Origin of the sequence: Nonomuraea rubra (genome assembly GCF_014207985.1) — a bacterium.
GTDB lineage: Bacteria > Actinomycetota > Actinomycetes > Streptosporangiales > Streptosporangiaceae > Nonomuraea > Nonomuraea rubra.
Genome location: NZ_JACHMI010000001.1, coordinates 1,828,427 through 1,844,543, shown reverse-complemented (window position 1 = coordinate 1,844,543; position 16,117 = coordinate 1,828,427). Strand labels below are relative to the sequence as shown.

At 66.5% G+C, this 16,117-nt stretch carries 13 protein-coding genes; 7 read left to right on the top strand and 6 right to left on the bottom strand.

Going from position 1 to position 16,117, the window contains the following annotated elements; genetic code table 11:
* Positions 1-869: 869 nt before the first annotated feature.
* Positions 870-1,793 carry a LysR family transcriptional regulator gene (locus HD593_RS08610; protein WP_185101665.1) on the bottom strand — a complete coding sequence of 308 codons (924 nt, stop codon included), beginning with the start codon at positions 1,791-1,793 and terminating at the stop codon, positions 870-872.
* A 194-nt stretch (positions 1,794-1,987) separates the two neighbouring features.
* Here HD593_RS08610 and HD593_RS08605 point away from each other — a divergent pair, with 194 nt between their 5' ends.
* Together HD593_RS08605 and HD593_RS08600 are read left to right on the top strand one after the other, a co-directional pair.
* Entirely contained in the window at positions 1,988-2,488 is a 501-nt protein-coding gene (locus HD593_RS08605; protein WP_185101664.1) for a hypothetical protein, read from the top strand.
* Positions 2,489-2,581: 93 nt separating this feature from the next.
* Positions 2,582-3,385, top strand: a complete 804-nt coding sequence (locus HD593_RS08600; RefSeq protein WP_185101663.1) for an aminotransferase class IV family protein — start codon at positions 2,582-2,584, stop codon at positions 3,383-3,385.
* Between the two features lie 1,364 nt (positions 3,386-4,749).
* Here HD593_RS08600 and HD593_RS08595 read toward each other — a convergent pair.
* Positions 4,750-5,328, bottom strand: a complete 579-nt coding sequence (locus HD593_RS08595) for a helix-turn-helix domain-containing protein (RefSeq protein WP_185101662.1) — start codon at positions 5,326-5,328, stop codon at positions 4,750-4,752.
* A gap of 46 nt (positions 5,329-5,374) precedes the next feature.
* On the opposite strand from HD593_RS08595, the gene HD593_RS08590 reads away from it, so the two are divergent.
* Together HD593_RS08590 and HD593_RS08585 are read left to right on the top strand one after the other, a co-directional pair.
* The gene (locus HD593_RS08590; RefSeq protein WP_185101661.1) at positions 5,375-5,884 is read left to right on the top strand and encodes a GNAT family N-acetyltransferase; all 510 of its coding nucleotides are present in this window, start codon (positions 5,375-5,377) and stop codon (positions 5,882-5,884) included.
* Between the two features lie 154 nt (positions 5,885-6,038).
* The gene (locus HD593_RS08585; protein ID WP_185101660.1) at positions 6,039-6,359 is read left to right on the top strand and encodes a hypothetical protein; all 321 of its coding nucleotides are present in this window, start codon (positions 6,039-6,041) and stop codon (positions 6,357-6,359) included.
* Positions 6,360-6,464: 105 nt separating this feature from the next.
* Here HD593_RS08585 and HD593_RS08580 read toward each other — a convergent pair whose 3' ends face one another.
* Both HD593_RS08580 and HD593_RS08575 read right to left on the bottom strand, forming a co-directional pair.
* Positions 6,465-7,310, bottom strand: coding sequence for a glycerophosphodiester phosphodiesterase (locus tag HD593_RS08580; RefSeq protein ID WP_185101659.1), 846 nt, complete (start codon positions 7,308-7,310; stop codon positions 6,465-6,467).
* A gap of 277 nt (positions 7,311-7,587) precedes the next feature.
* Positions 7,588-8,907: an alpha/beta fold hydrolase gene (locus HD593_RS08575; protein ID WP_185101658.1), complete on the bottom strand. Its 1,320-nt coding sequence runs from the start codon at positions 8,905-8,907 to the stop codon at positions 7,588-7,590.
* Between the two features lie 1,119 nt (positions 8,908-10,026).
* Between HD593_RS08575 and HD593_RS08570 the strand changes: the two genes are divergently transcribed.
* The 3 genes from HD593_RS08570 to HD593_RS08560 all read left to right on the top strand — a co-directional run bounded on the left by HD593_RS08570 (position 10,027) and on the right by HD593_RS08560 (position 13,480).
* A complete protein-coding gene (locus HD593_RS08570) occupies positions 10,027-10,722 on the top strand; it encodes a hypothetical protein (protein WP_185101657.1) in 696 nt (231 codons plus the stop codon).
* A 257-nt stretch (positions 10,723-10,979) separates the two neighbouring features.
* Positions 10,980-12,740: an alpha/beta fold hydrolase gene (locus HD593_RS08565; protein WP_185101656.1), complete on the top strand. Its 1,761-nt coding sequence runs from the start codon at positions 10,980-10,982 to the stop codon at positions 12,738-12,740.
* Positions 12,741-13,114: 374 nt separating this feature from the next.
* Positions 13,115-13,480: a hypothetical protein gene (locus HD593_RS08560; protein WP_185101655.1), complete on the top strand. Its 366-nt coding sequence runs from the start codon at positions 13,115-13,117 to the stop codon at positions 13,478-13,480.
* A 15-nt stretch (positions 13,481-13,495) separates the two neighbouring features.
* Here the strand turns inward: HD593_RS08560 and HD593_RS08555 are convergent, their stop codons facing one another.
* Together HD593_RS08555 and HD593_RS08550 are read right to left on the bottom strand one after the other, a co-directional pair.
* A complete protein-coding gene (locus tag HD593_RS08555; protein ID WP_185101654.1) occupies positions 13,496-14,386 on the bottom strand; it encodes an aminoglycoside phosphotransferase family protein in 891 nt (296 codons plus the stop codon).
* A 16-nt stretch (positions 14,387-14,402) separates the two neighbouring features.
* Positions 14,403-15,797, bottom strand: a complete 1,395-nt coding sequence (locus HD593_RS08550; RefSeq protein ID WP_185101653.1) for a helix-turn-helix transcriptional regulator — start codon at positions 15,795-15,797, stop codon at positions 14,403-14,405.
* Between the last annotated feature and the right edge of the window lie 320 nt (positions 15,798-16,117).

The window sequence follows — 16,117 nt, the reverse complement described above, 5'->3', positions numbered from 1 at the left end:
CGGATACACAAGTGCTTCCTTTCGGTGATGGCTAGGGCGTCCTTGCGGAATCATCGGGATGTTGTGGACGCCGTTCAGAAACTCTAGAGTCCTACGCTTGCTCAGAGCTGGCATTTCGCATGGATGTCCTAGAAGGAGGGATCTATGGCCGAGCATCCAAGGCGTCGCCCAGGCCGTCGGCATAGTGGCGTTACAACGGTTAAATGCGCTGGGTTGGTGCCCTGCTTGCCGGGGTGTCGAGAGCGAGTCCGGTCTGAGCCAGGCAGGAATTGAGCAGGTGGGACTGGTATTTAGTGTTGATTCCTCGCCGTCAATGCTCGCCACTTACGATGCGTACTGGCTGCCTACGAGACCCACTTCAATGAGCACCGCCCACATCGCCCCTGGGCCAGACTGCTCTGCTGCGAGCCCTTCCCAACCCGGTCGAGGGCAATATCAAGGTCATCCGACATGACCGCCTCGGCGGGCTGATCCACGAATACCCCGCAAGTCGCCTAGGGCGGCCGAGTTCTTGGCAGCCACAGCCCCGAGTGGCGCCCTAGCCGACTCTGATCGCCTTCGGCGAGCGCGTGGCTCGCGTATGTGATGTACAGGGGGCATCCGTGGTGGTTGCACGAACGGGTCGAGGAAGTCTCCGCTGACGAGTTGGGTCTCCGGTTCGCCGAACCCGCCAGCCTGGAGGCCATGGCGCACGTCCAGCGCACCCTTCGGCAGGAGTTGGAGGGTGCCGGCACGGACAGTTGATCGAGATGGCCTGTGACGTCTCCGAGGGACGGTCGACCGCATTCCCCGCTGTGGCCGGCCCGTCACGGCTCAGCGGTGATTCTCCCGAACAGAGCCCGGCTCCCTTCCTAGCGAGCAGCTCCGGCTCATCGTCGCTTGGGCGGGCAAGCGGCGGGTTGGACCGACGCCGCGGCCTGGCGAATGATCTCGGCGAACGCGCGGACTCGGGCGGTCTCGCGGCTGGCCCGCCACAGCAGCCCGTACTCGATCGGTGGCGCGTCGTGGAAGGGGACCATCACGACGCCCGGATGTGAGAAGTACTGCGCCGCCCGGAGAGACGCGGGTGAGACGCCCTTGCCCGCACCGACCAGCGAGAGCGTCTCCTGCCAGTAAGTGGCGCCCGGGCCGTGCGGGATGGGGAGCCCGGACGGGGTCCGGCGGGGGTACATGGCGTCCAGCCAGTACTGCGGGATGTGCTCGCCGGTCATGGGGATCAGCGTGGTCTGGGTGAGGTCCTCCACCGACACTGAGAGGCGTTCTGCGAACGGATGTCGCGCCGGGACCATGAGCCCGCGCGGTTCGGTGAACACCACGGCTCCGACAGTGATGTCGGGCTCGCGAATGGGGAACTCGGTGAGCTGCAGATCGACCTCGTCGGCGCGCATCGGTCCCAATGGGTCGTTGAGCTGCACTTCCCTGATGTGCACCTCAGCGTCGGGATGGCGATCTTGGAAGAGGTCGGCGGCCTTGATGACGGCCTCGCCTGACCACGAGGCGGAGAAGCCGACCCGGATCGGGCCGGTAAAGCCACGTGCGGCGCTGCGTGCCTGGTCGACCACCCGCTGGATCTGCCGGTGTGCGGGGAGCAGGCCGTCGTGGAGCTGCTGCCCGATCGGGGTGAGCGCAACGCGGCGGCTGGTGCGGTCGAAGAGGGAGGCGCCGATCCGGCGTTCCAGCTTCTTGATGATCTGGCTGACGCGGCCTTGGGCCAGCCCGAGCCGTTCGGCGGTGCGCCGGAAGTGAAGTTCCTCGGCCAGCGTCAGGAACGTCTCGATCTCATGCCGTTCCATCGCGCCCGCCCCCATCGGTGAGCCAGGCTCACCGAACCTGGACGACCTCGGTCTTGATGCGGACATTCTCAACCATTGATTCTGGACACGTCCAATCCCGACACCACCCACGATGGGACGATCATGATGAAAATCTCCATGTTCCTGCTCGTCTTGAAATCTGCTGTGGAGGACTTCGGATTCACGATCCCGCGATGAGCGTCCCCGCTCATGTCGCTGTGCTCATGCGGCACTTCGCCGACTTGCGCGAGCGTACTCACGGCCACGCCCCCGCCCCGACCGTGCGCGACCGGCCGGGTAAGGACGTGCTCTTCTTGTGTACGGTGCCGCTACTGGACCCGTACGCCTGGCAGGCGCTGGAGGAGCTGAACGGCCCCCTGCTCCTGGGCACCGGACAGATCACCGCCTCCGGCGTGCGCCGCACCGCCGAGCGGGGATTGGAAGCGTTGTGGGAGTTGTCCTGGCCCGAGCAGCGACTGGCCGGCATCGCAGCCGTCCGCCTGCACGCCTTCTACGGTGCCGGATCCCATCATCCCCACCTGCAGGGCGGGACTGTCGGCCGATGGCCGCTGAACGTCTTCACCCCTGAGCAGGCCGCCGCCGAGTTGCCCACCCTGCGCGTGATCGCGACCGCTGACCTGCACAACGTGGCCGCCCAGCGCGATCACCGCATCATCCCTGCGATGAAGCAGTGATGGGTGGTGCCGGAACCGCCTGTTCAACCTGTTCTGACATACCTGCTGCGAGTGGTCCCTCCGCTCGCGGCGGCCTCTACCACTGGAGTGACCATGACCTTTTTCACCGTGCAACGCAACGGCCGGCCGGCGACCACCGCAGACCTGGCACCGCTGGCGTTCGCCGGCTACGCCCACTTCACCGCGACGCAGGTGCGCGAGGGCCGGATCCGGGGTCTCGACCTCCACCTGGAGCGCCTGCGCGGCGCTTCGATGGTGCTGTTCGGTCAGGCGCTGCCCGACGACCGGGTTCGTTCCCACCTGCGGGCCGCGATCGAGGCGGGCCCCGCTGATGTCTCGCTGACGGCGACGGTGTACTCACCGGCCGGCGAGTTCACCGCTGCCGGGGACGACCTCGGACTCGACGTGCTTATCCGTACCGGGCCTGCCTCGTCCGGCCCGGCGGGACCTCTGGCGCTGGCAGTGGTCGAGCACGAGCGGACGCTCGCGGCCCTCAAGCATGTCGGCGAAGTGGCGAAGACGTACTACCTGCGCCAGGCCGTCAGCCAGGGCTTCCACGACGCTGCCTTCGTTGACCGCGCCGGCCGGTTCAGTGAGGCCACGATCTGGAATCTGGCCTTCTGGGATGGCACCGCTGTGGTGTGGCCAGAGGCCGAGATGTTGGGCGGCACGATGATGGGCATCGTCAGGAGGCAACTGGACCGCCTCGGGGTCCCTCAGCTCGTCCGGAAGATCACGCCCACCGACCTGCCGGACCTGTCCGGCGGGGTGGTCATGAACTCGTGGACGCCGGGCATCGCGGTGCACCGGATTGGCACGGTGCCGCTGCCCGAAGCGCCGTCCTTCGTGGAACTGCTGCACAGCGCGTACCATGCCGAACCGCTCACCGTACCGTAACAAGAGCTTCGGGACACGGCGAAGGCCGGTAGTCCTGCCGGTAGTCTCCCGTCGGGAATCGGGGACGTGGATGGTGGTCGAGTGCGAGACCCCATTGCTCGTCGCCAGCCACCTGGCCGACGAGGTCATCCTGCTCAGCAGCCCTGTGGCTTTTCCCCGCACCGGCGACACGGCACGCGACCCGGTTGGCTCAAGGTCTGCGGCACACCCGAGCTGGTCGCCTCAACGCCGGTTCCCGAGCACGCCGCGACGACCTCGCCGAAATGACGGCGATCTACCATGCCTCCGGCGCCGCGACCAAGGGAATGCCGCACTTCACGCCGCGGTCCAACGACAATCCGCCTCTCTTCTCCAGTCGCTTCCGGCCGAGATGAGCCTGCCTAGCAGTGTCACGTGTCACCGTAGGCCGGACACCGTCTGGGAGAGCACGCTCCAGACCGGCACCACGGTGATGTCCTACTCGGGCGGGCTCATGGAGCGCGGGCACATCCGGCAAGTGAGGAACACGGCGGTGGCCGCGGATGCCCTCGATGGAGACGCCGGCGTTGATAGGTTCGGTGGCATGGGCGTGGCGCAGCTGATCGATGTCGATCTCGACGCCAGCCTGCGCGCGGTAGCCCTGCCAGCGGTGGTGGGCGGCGTCGTAGGACAGGGTCCTCCGCAGCCGTTGATGGAGGCGCGGAACAGCGGCCCAGCTGGGTAGCCGGCGCGGGCCAGGTAGAGCTTGAACAGGGTGACGTAGCCGCGGTCGTCCAGCAGGACGGTACGTACGCTGCGCCCTTGCCGTGGATGCAGACGTGTTCGTCGTCCAGGCGCAGGTCGGGGTCCTCCACGACAGGCTCACAGACTTCGGAGGCGCGGGCGCCACACACATAGGTCCTCTCGAATAGCAGCCGATCCTGCGGCAGGTCCTTTCGCGGCCGCCGTCAGCAGATCACCGCCAGCACCTGGCGACTCGGCGGCCGCAGCCAGGCGCGGCGGGCTCTTTGGGCACCTTGATGGGGTCGATCCGGTTCATCGGGTTGGACTGCAGGAGGTCGTGCCCACTTGGCGAAGGAAGCGACGGCGGCGCGTTTGCGCTTACGGCTGGCCGGTGACAGGTCGATGAGCTCGGCCAGGAACGCGCGAACCGGCGCGGCAGACGGGGGCACCGATGTCCTCGCCGTGGTCGGCGGCTAAGGCGATCAGGTCGCCGTGGTAGGCGCGCCGGGCATGGGTGGGGAGCCGGCGTAGGTCAAGTCGGTGAGGAGTCGTCGAAATGGCGGGCGAGTTGCTCGGCGATGACGGGATCCACCGTACCGACCTCCACTTCAACGGATTGGGGAGCCCGCTTGACCTGAGATTCGGCGCTAGGCAGATCCTTGTCACGGGTGCGACCGGGCGACGCGCGGACGCATGATGAGTGCGGCAACATGGTACGTGCAGGAGACCAGGCCGGGGTTGACGTAACCGTGTTCGGCGTCGGCGGCGAAGTAGGCCGAGTCTCCTTCGCTCAGTTCGACGGTCTGATCCGCAACGGCTAGCCGGAGCGTGCCGGACTCAACCACGACGTACTCGTGCGAGCCCTGAGCATAGGCCGGAAACCGGCCGACGTCGCAGCCCGGGGGCAGGGTGGTACGAATCCACTCAAAGTTCACGCCGGGCACTACGGGTGTGAGTATCGATCGGCGCCATCCGCCAGGCTCTTCGACGGTGTCCTGCTCAGCGGCACGGCGGACGATGACGCGGCGGTCCTCCGGCGCGGCGACCAGTTCGGCGAGGGCCACGCCGAGACCATCGGCGATGCGGGCGAGCACGACCACGGTCGGCGCCTTATGGCCGCGTTCGACCGAGGACAGCATGCTCACGCTGACGTCGGCCGCGCCGGCCATCTGCTGAAGGGTCATGCCGCGCTGATGCCTAAGTTTCTGCACACGCTGCCCCAGTGCGACCAGGTCGATCATTCCACTATAATGGCATAGATTTTCTCTATAGAGAAAGGATCTTCTCGTGGAAAGCCTGCCCACCATCCGCGCTGCGGCATCCGAGGATTTGAAGGTCGTGACCGAGATCAACGCCCACTACGTCACCAAAAGCGTGGCCACCTTCGACGAGACGGCTCGCACGTTCGATGACTGGCAGCGCTGGCTGGAAGAGCTCACCGAACGCGGTCTGCCGTTCCTCGTCGCCGACTTGTCTGGCGAAGTGGCCGGCTACGCGTACGCCGGTCCCTGGCGTCCCAAAGCCGCCTACCGGCACACCGTCGAGGACACGATCTACATCGCCCCCGGCCACCTCGGACGCGGGCTCGGCAAGGCATTGCTCGGCACTCTCCTGACGGAGTCTGCCAAAGCCGGAATGCGCCACATGATCGCCGTCATTGCAGACACAGGCGACGGCGCCTCCGCCGCACTGCACCGCCGCTTCGGCTTCGCTGAGGCAGGTCGGCTGACCGGCGTCGGCTACAAGCACGACCGCTGGATCGACACCCTGCTCATGCAGCGCCCACTGATGGGATGACCGAGCCTGCACGCCCGGCCGCAGCGCCCACCCGTCGTGGGGCGCGGCCGCGCCTTGTCTGCCTTATGCGTCACCGGGCTCATCAGCGATCACCAGCGCAGGAAGGCCGTCGGGCAGGACGGACGATCAGCCCCCCGAGTTCGCCGTCAGAACGATGATCGTCGGCCTGTACACCGATCCGCCCACCGACGCAGTCGAGGTGTGTACCGACGAGCCGGGGCCGATCCTTCCCCGCTCCTTCGCGCCCGGGCCAACCTGGTCGCCCGATGGCCGCCGGATCAAAGCGCCGCTGTACTATGCCCGAGGACCAGACAAGGCCTGGGTGTACGGCGCGCTGCGCATCGCCGACGGCACCGCGCTGATGATGGCCGCTCGTCCCGCAACAGCGCCATGGCGGTGGTACTGGAAGACAAGCGGCAGGTCATTGCTCGATATGAGCAGGCGTTGGAGTGGTTACGGGTCTGAGCCGACCTGAAGGTTCTGAACCGGACCTAATCTAGACGCAAGGCCGCTAAGTTAAGCCGCTGACGGGAGCCCATGCGTACTCCCGCGTGAATACACGAGTGCTCGTGACGTCGTCTCAGCGCAGGACGTCACCAGCGCCCGAACCCCACCCACATCTGCCCTTGAGCCAGTTCTTGAGCTGAAGCGGGTAATCGGTGGCGATCCGGGATTCACCCCTGTCCAATGCCTGCTTCCAGGCGCCTACGTTACGGCGCCATGACGGCGGCGGCTCTTCCCATTCGGTGACGTCGGGCCAGCTCGGACGCCCGGCCAGTACGGACTCCATCCCTGCTGCCGCCACCCGTCGCTTGAGTTCGGCGAGCAACTGCGGGTAGTGGGAGTAGAGGATCACCGTCTGTGAGCGATAGGTCTCTTTGACCGGATCCAGCACTTCCCGCCACGCGCGCTCACGAGTGACAGCTGACGGGTTGAGCAGAGACTGCCGGGCCTCCGGCTTGATCTCGACCAGGCCGATCATTCTGTTCGCGCGCATGGCGGCGAGCCACTCGCGGAAGGTGTAGACGGTTTCGCCCTTGAAGATACCGCGGGTGATCGTGCGCCCCTTGAGTCTGTTCGAACCCGCAGCCCACCACAGTTGGCTGACGTTCGCTTTTGGGCCGCTCAATCCCCAGGTCGAGGTGTTATGCCACATGACAGCCTTGGTGCCGTCCCTGGTCAACTGCAGGTCCGCCTCAACGCCTGAGGCCCCCCAACCCTTATATCTGCGTATCGCAGTGGGATTGTTGGGCTGGCGCACCTGGTCTCGGTTCCAGGTGTCGGCGCCCAGAGCGCCGCTCGGATAACCGCCATGCCCGAAGATCAGCGGGCACGGGCGTGACACAGATGCCTCCACCGGGGTCGCGACGACAAGGCTTGCGGCTAGCGTAACGGCCGGCATGAGAGCCGGTACTGTGCGCTGCACAGTCTTCCTCCTTGATCTTGCTGCGAGTGATACGGACAGAAATTGCCAAAGTCGGCTTGTCGTTCCACCAATTGGCCGAGAGAGAGAGGGGAAGCCGTCCGACGGTGAACGGATGCCACCCGTGGCACGTGCTCTTGAAACGGTGTCCGGGAATGCAGATTCAGATAACGTGTTTCCGGTCTTCCACCGGAACCCCTCGAACCTCACATCGACATTCAACGATCATGTGTACTGACCGGCATCAGCTCACCGCCCGTACAGTGACCCTCACGGAGTTCTAATGATCCTGACGCTCTTCAGCCGGGCAGCGAATGCCCTGCGCGGGCACGGTCAGGGAGATCAGGTAGCTGTCCATCGCGGTCGTGATGCACTGGGTCCTGCCGTAGATGCCGTGGCCCCAGCCCTCGTACGTCAGCAGCGTGGCCTTGGAGCCGAGCTGCTTGGCCACGTTGGCCGACCATTCGTACGGCGTGGAGGGGTCATGCAGTGAGGTGGCCACCAGCAGCGGGGCACTGCCCGTGTAGCGCAGCGGGTGCTGCGGGTTGGTGACCGGGTGACCCTGGCAGATCGGCATGTCGCCCATCGGCATCGGGTTGTACCGCATGTCCGGCGCCACCGAGTTGGCACCGCGCATCACGTCGATGTACTCGTCGTAGTCCCGCAGCGACAGGTCGAAGTCCTCGCACAGGATCGCGGTGGGGAGTTCGGCGGTCTCCCCGTGCACGGGCTTGATCCCGGGAGGGTCCGGCATGTCCTTCGGCACCGGCCCGCCGTCCAGGGCGTTGAGCACCTTGGCCTCCAACGGCCAGTCGGGCGTCTCGTTGAGCATCACGCCCAGCCAGAGGAGATTGTGAGCGCTCACGGGGCGGTCTTTGACACCCGGCCAGAACAGCTCCTCGCTCTCCGCCTTCTCCAGCAGTCCCTTCCACAGCGCCCGGACGTCGCGCCCGTGCAGGACGCACTCGGTGTCCCGTTCGCACCAGGCGACGAACTCGTCGAAGCTGTCCTGAACTGCGGACGCCTCGCTCACCTGGAACATCCCGGCGTCCAGGCTGTGGTCCATGTTGCCGTCCAGCACCATGGCCCGGATCCGGTCCGGGAACAGCTCGGCGTACATCTGCTGGGCGAGTGTGCCGTAGGAGACGCCGTAGGAGGTCAGCTTGTCATCGCCGAGCGCCGCGCGGATGGCGTCCATGTCACGCGCCACGTTGAGCGAGTCGAGGTGGTCGTACAGGGGGCCGGTGCGCTTGCGGCAGTCCGCATGCAGTTCCTTGTTGAAGGCGATCCACTTGTCGTAGTCGTCCCGGGCGGTCATGACCGGGGACGGCATCTGGTTGTACACCGCAGCCGAGCAGGTCACCGAGCCACTGCGGGCGACGCCCCGGGGGTCGTAGCCGACGATGTCGAACCGCCGTTGGACTTCCTCGCTGAAGCTCGGGGCACGAAGGATGTCGTTCACGCCGGAGTTGCCGGGACCCCCCGGGTTGGTCAGCAGGGATCCGATCCGCGCGGCGGGGTCGGTGGCCTTGCGCCGGGCCAGGGCCAGATCGACGGTGGGTCCGTCCGGCTTGGACCAGTCGATCGGCACCCTCACCATGCCGCACTCGACGGCGGGCTCATCCTCACACGGCCCCCAGGCGATGCCGCGCTCTCCGGCAGCGCTCGGAGCTCCCTTTCCGGTGCCGGCAGCACCCGGGCCCCCCTCTCCGCTTGCCGTCTTGATGGCTCCGCAGGACGTCGTGGCGGCCAGCAACGTCGCCATCGCCGCCAGGACGAGGGCGCGCGGAGACGTTCTTCTCGGCATCTTGTTCCTTATCGTTCTCGATCGGCGGGCCGGACTGCTCACGCGGGACTCAACCGGTCTGACCTTGCAGCGCCGATCGGCAGCGAGAGCCAGGTCAGAGTCGGTTGAGGGATATCGCTCATGTCACTGGTACGCCTAATCAGTTTCGTTTGATGGTTCGGTCCCGGCACCGCGGCTGGCCTCCGACTTCCTGCCTGATGCCGAATGCCGGCGCAAGGACAATGCAACCATCACGAGGCATTGCTATGGGGGCAGCCATGGAGGCTTGTCCTGAATGGAGGGCTATGTGTCACTCAAGTGGCTTTTTGCGTTGACCGATCCGTAGTTTCCGGAGGCCATTTGCGCTGGGACAGGTGCAGCCAGTTCCCGCTGCCATGGGCCGGCTCTTCGTGGAACAGGGGCTCTGCGACCCGAAATCTATCCCGCTCAGGGCGTGGCGGCAGCCTTGGCCACCGTGCCCTCGACACCTTTCACACCGGGTGAACGCTGACGATCTCCTACGAGTCGCACGAGGCGCCGACCGCCAAGATCAACAGCAATGGTCTGACGTCAGCTCTGCATCCACCGTCCTTTTGGAGGCGGTCATACTGGAAGAGACTCACATCGAATCTCGGGCCTCAATCCATCCTTGTCCGCCGGAATGAGTGACAGGACGAGAAAGGCGGCAACGCCCGCTAAGCCACGAGCGCATCTGGTTCGGCAGCGTCAGTAGCGGATTGGGTCTGACGAGATTTGGATGGCGCGATATGCAAGCACCGCGGTGATTCCCACGAGCCATCCCACGAACATGCCGAACCCAGTACCACGCCGGCGCCCTTCGCGTGCCATCGGACAAACCTGGATCGCCATTGCGGCCTCTGCGTCGACTGGGGCGAGGCGTATCAGCCGCTGCCGGAAAGCGCCCGCGCGCACATGGCAACCGCTCTGGACTCCCTGCTCGTCCACCCTCCCACCCAAGGTCGCAAGGTCATCGACGACTTCATGGCCCACGTGACCGAGCCGCTGTTTTCGACCAGCCCGGCCTATCTTCTGGCAACCTTCTTCGCTCGGGTCCGGCCCACCGCCCGACGTAAGATTGTTGACCTGGCAGCCAAGCACGCCTTGGCCGAACTTCCCGGCCCGCCCGAGATCTCCCCCATTCTGCTGGCCGATCGCACGGCGGAATGCCTGCACGCCTTCACCACCGGTGACTCAGCCATGGTGGCGGCCTCGCTGAACATGTCCCTGGACCGGCTAGGCAAGGTCGATGGGCAGCAGCAACTACGCGCCGCTGCGCGCTTGGCCGAGCTGGATGCCTTCTGGGACCTGCTGGATGCGCCGCTCACCGCCCGGCTCGACGAGCTGATCGCCGGCTTGGCTCCTTCCCCTCAATGGGAGCTGTTGGCACCGGACAATGCCGAGGCGCTGTCGATGGTGGGTGTGTCCCAGGCGCGTGCTGCACTGCCTCGGCTGGAGTCCACCTTTGGCGCCTTGTCCGCAGTGAACCGTGCTCAGGTGATGGCCCGTCACATGGCCCCCTACTTCGTTTCCTACGAAGCGCGCGGGTTCACGGATTCCTCATCCTGTAGTCAGGGAAACCCGCGCGTGGTGGAGGCTCCGGGTATCTGACGCGGGCGAGTTCGTGACGGTCCGGCGGGCAAGGAACGGTGTCTGCATCGGCTGGTATGCAACTCCTGAAGACCGGAGGGCGCGAGCATCGTCTCGAAGCGGACGCCGAGCGTGAGCCTGGTTGCACCCTCACCATGAGCAGGGGTGATGAGCCGAGGTCATCCCATGGTCGCTGACAGCTCTGGGAGCAAGACCCCGGGGTGGAATCCTCCGACAGACCGACGAAATCCGGAGCACGGATAACAAAGCTTGGGGGCATGATCGTAAAAGCTTTAGGGTTCGCACTGGCCGCCGCCCTGTTGCCCGGCACCCCAACTCCTTCGACCCCCCTGCATGACTGCGCGAACGCGACCACACGTTGCGACGGCAGCATCGATGTCCCCCTCGACTGGGAGAACCCCTCCTCCGAACGCATTTCCGTGGCCTTCGCCTGGATTCCGGCCAAGGACGCCGGCGGGACCGTGGTAGCCAATCTCGGGGGGCCAGCGCAGACGCTGCCGACCATACCCGAGATACAGCGAGTTCTCGGACCTGTGCTCGAACACAAGAACCTGCTGGTCATGGATCCGCGCGGGATGGGGAAGTCCTCGCCGCTGCTCTGCCAAGGAGCCGGCATCGACAAGCCTGAGACCATCGCGGCTTGCGCTAAGAGCGTGGGGCCGCGGGGCGCGTACTTCACCGCCGACCAGGCCTCGCACGATCTCGACGCGATCCGACGGGCGCTTGGTGTCGGCAAGGTGAGTTACTACGGCAATTCCTACGGCACCTTGTACGCCCAGGCGTACGCCGCTCGGTATCCAGGCCGCCTGGACGCGATATTCCTGGACAGCTCTGTGATCGTGGACCGCGACGGGTACGCGAGCTGGGAGAACTACTGGTCCTGGCGCCGCCAGTTTGATCTCGTCTGCGAACGGTCGGCGGCGTGCGACGCGCTACCGGGCAGCGCCTCCGGCACCTGGACTCGTCTGGTGGACAGGCTGCGGGAGCAGCCCGATTCGGAAGTGTCGGTGTTCCAGACCTCAGCGCTCAAGAGGATGTCTGAGCCGGTGTTCGGTCGGGAGGCCACTGCGGCCGCGAACGCCTACCTGCGCGGCGACCCGGCTCCATTGCACCGCCTGGCACGGCTGATTCCCCCAACGCTTCCACCGGCCAACGATCCGTATGTTGCCGGCTATCTGGGCTTTCGCTGCGGCGACGGTACCTTCCCCTTCGACCGGCTGGCCTCGGCGACCGAACGCCAGGCTCAGGCCAAGCGCTACTACGAGCGGGTACGCCCACTGGCGCCCTATCAGATCAGCGACATCTTCCCCGGGATCGGCACTGTGGAGCCATGCATCAACTGGCCGACTCCGCGCCACAGCCCGCCGCGCCCGCCTGAACAGGCGCTGCCTGCCGTGCCCGTCCTGGTGATGGCGGGGGAGCTTGACATGAACAGCCCCGCCGAAGTGGCCCGATCGCTGCGAGCTTTTCCGAACGCAACCGTCGTGCGAGTCCCGTTCGGGCCGCATGCACTGACGTCTCCCGCCTCGCTGATGGGTGATTGCGTGCGCGGCATGCTGCGCACGTTCCTGACCACCAGGCAGGTGACCGACCAGAAGTGCACCGGCGAGAACTACCGCGCCCTCGACACCTTCCCACAGGACGTAGGAGACGTGCCGCCGCACCCGGCCCGCAAGCTCAGCACCGCCCAGCAGCGGGTGCTCGCGGCCACCTTCGCCACCGCCTCGGACGCCACCGCCCGCCGCAACCCCAACAGCACCGTCTATACGAGGGTGCAGAACGAGCCAGGGCTGCGCGGTGGCCAGGTCACCTTCGGCCAGGACGTCACACTCGACGAGGTGCGGTTCGTGCGCGACCTGCGGGTCAGCGGACCGATCAAGCTCACGCTGGACGGTCACGCCACCGCCACACTCCGCGCCGAGACTGGCGGACGCACCCACGAGGTGACGCTGACCTGGAAGGCGTTCTCCACCCGCCCGTCCCTGTCAGGCACCTTCGACGGCATCCCCTTCGACTAGCCCCGTTTCCCGCACATGCCGCATCGTCACAGGTCAGCCGCTAAGCACCTACCGTAATCGGTGCAGTTCAGGGCTGGTGACGTGCGGAAAACGAGGCTAGCTCATGACGCCCTGTAGCCATCGTTGTGCCCAACGCCGGAGCTCGACGATGGCTACATCCGCCAGCATCGGTGCCGGAACCAGCACACGGGCCAGGCCGGGATACCCACACCCACAGCCGGCGTAAGAGTATGCGCGAAAGGGTTCGCGAGTTTCGTGTGAGGCCGCCCAAATGTTGATCAAACCACGACATCACGGCTCTCACCTGCGCGGTCAAAGGACGTGACAGAACAACAATGGCACCGTTCTGACCCTCTCGCCCGAACGGAACGCCCATGTTCGCTCGCCGCGCCGTCGTGGCCGCCACCCTCACCATCATGCTGACGCCTGCACCCTCCGCCTCTGCCCAGCCCGTGAGCGACTGGCGCGACGATGCCGGGTGGGGCTCGGTCACCGTGTCGGCCGACCGCAAGAGCATCACGGTGTGCGACTTGAGCGATGACGGTCGCGCTGTCCGGGTGGAGTACGCCACCACCTACCTGCAACAGTGGACCGTCGTCGACTCCAACGGCGCACGCTGGGGCTGCGGTTCCGACTCCGCGTTCTTCAGCCGCATCACCGTCTTCAAACTGTGTGAAGGCGCGAAATACGGCCCCTGCCGCCCGTCCGTCTGGGTCTCCCGCGCCGGCTACCTGGGATGACCCGTCGAGGTCACGTCATAAAGGGCGCCACCTGGCAGAGGTCCCGTCGATCAATGATCCCAGGCGGCGTTGAAGTTCGGCGCGGATGTCGGGCCGGTCACCGGAGCGCATGTAGGCGGCCAGGGATCGGATCTCGCGAGCGGCTCTCAGGATGTGTGCGGCGGGGTGATTCTCAATGTCGGGGTCGATGCCGTAGGCCCAGCAGAACGAGGTCCACGAGGTGCGGGGGCGGCCGAAGCGGCGATGCCCCATCATCGTGGGGACGAGGTCCTGCAGGCGGGGGCCGTAGGCGATGGAGTCCCAGTCTCCCAACAGCCAGGAGGTTCGGTCAGCGAACAGGTTGCCGGTGTGGGCGTCACCGTGGATCAGCCCATACCCCAGCGGCGGATCAAGCTCGCTATATGCAGCCTCGACAGAGGAGCAGCGGTCTAGCAACCAAGCCCGTTGCACTGCGGTGAGCACGCTATCGGCCTGGCCATGGTGGCCGTGGGCGGCGAGGTCAGCGCGGAGGGTGCCAAGGAGCTGGATGGTGGGCGCGATCATCGGCGCGTTCATGCGATGTAGGTGGCGCAGGATCTGGGCCAAGTGATGCGGGCGGGACCGGGTTTCGTTGGTGCTGGTGACATAGTGCCAGGCGGTGGATATCCAGCCGTCGACGCTGATGGGCTGGTTGAGGGCGGCCGGCTTGGTGGTGGGGAAGCCGTGCTCGCTGAGCCAGGCGGTGATCCGTATGGCGGCGCGAGCCCGTTCAAGGACGGCCGCGTTACCAGGGGCGTGGCGCAGCCGCACCACGAGGTTGGGGCGGGGCAGGTGGTAGACCGCGTTGGCCCGCAGGTGAAGGAGCCGTGCGTCGCGCGCGTCCAGGCCGAAGAGGGTGCAGGCGTGGGCGAGCGGAGGGGAAGACATGGCAAATGGCCTTCGGCTAGGTGCCAAGTTCGCGGCGCAGGTAGTCAGTGAACTCCCGCGCCTCGGCATTGTGGGGGTGACGTTGGGTCAGCCGGGTGGCGAAATCACGTACCTGCGCCACGGCGCGGGCGGAGGTGAGTTCCTTGGCCGCACCAACGGCCGGGCGGGCGTGGGCCAGGGCGCCATCGAGGTCGCCCAGGTCGAGTCGGGCTTGGGCGGCGTGAACCCGATTGAACTGGATCGAGCGTATAAACCCCGAGGCGAAGCTGGCTAGGGCTTGCTCGGCGTGCTCGACGCCGCACTGGTGCTCGCCGATGCGCTGCCAGCAATAGCCCGCCTCAGCGGTCAGTTCAGCGGGGCCGAAGGCCGCGATCCAGGCAGGGTCGTTATCACCGGTGGTGGGCGTGTAAGTGTCTTCGGCTTCGGCGATCAAGTTGCTCACCTGGCGGCGAGTGTACGGGTCGGGTTGCTCGGTACCAGCGGCTACGGCGAAGGCGCGGGCCTGGCGAAGGTGCAGCGACGACATCACCTTGGGCGAAGCGTGGCCGCGCTGGCCCGCCTCGGCGGCGGCACCGGCCAGGCGGATGGCCCAGCGGCCGTGCTCCAGGTCGCAGGCCTGCTGGGCGAGGGCGGCCAGGATCCATGCGCAGGTCAGGTCGTCGTCGGCCTGTTTGGCGAGCTTGAGTGCTTGGCCGAGGTGCTGCTGGGCCTGACCGTGAGCGCCGAGGTCGAAGGCCATCCAGCCGGCGGTCCGTGACAGGCGTGCGGCGGCGCTCATCAGCGCGCGGCCGACGTCGTCGCTGTAGCGGCTGCGCAGCAGCGGGGCGAGCGTGGTGTTCATGAAGTCGGTCACGGCCGGGCGGACGAGACCGGCACCGAACTGGTGGTCCATCTGGACGAATGCCCGGTGTGCCTCATGCACGCGCTGGACGTCGGACCAGCCCACCCGGGCACCGTCTGGAGTTGCCATCCTGCCGAGCGCCACGCCGGGAGTGGCGTCGTAGCGCCAGGCCAGCAACCACTCCCCCAGCAGCCCGGACACGAACGGCAGCGTCGCGAGCAGGTGACGCCGCGAGGCATCCATCTCCCACCTCCATAGTCGATCCGTGGCGTCGGTCCTGTCGAAGACCGCCAGATCAACGTCATCGATGCGTTCCTCGTCGGGGACGTCGTGCGCTGGTGGTGTGGCCTCCAGCCAGCGCTCCACCTCGGCCGCTGCAACCTGCCATGCCTGGGCCAGGCGGGCGCGGTAGACGGGGCGCATGCGTTGCTCGCCGCGCTCCCACCGCGACCACGTCGTCGTGGCCACCCCGATCAGCTCGGCGGCCTGCTCCTGGGTGAGGTCTTGCCGGATGCGGGCGCGCACCAGTTCCGGACGACCGTCCTGGCGGTGCCGTTGGGGCTGGTTCACCGCGTGCCACGCTCCCTCGGTGTCTAGGGGACCACACAGTGTGTATCGCCACCACCCATGACTCCAGTCCCCTGCCGAAACGACCAGGAAACGACCAGCCAGCACGCGCCGCAGGCATGTCGGCACGGCAAACGCTCAGGTCACGACGTTCACAACCGTCCCGCCTGGCCGATTGCATGGATGTCGTCACAGCGCGTAACCCTCACGGGTTGCCACACCCCGCGCTGTGATCAACGGGGAATCCTCGCCCGGCCGTTCCTGCCGCATCCTGCGGCCGGGCGAGTTCTCCTGCCCCTTGATGAGATTCCGGAGCTGGCGGC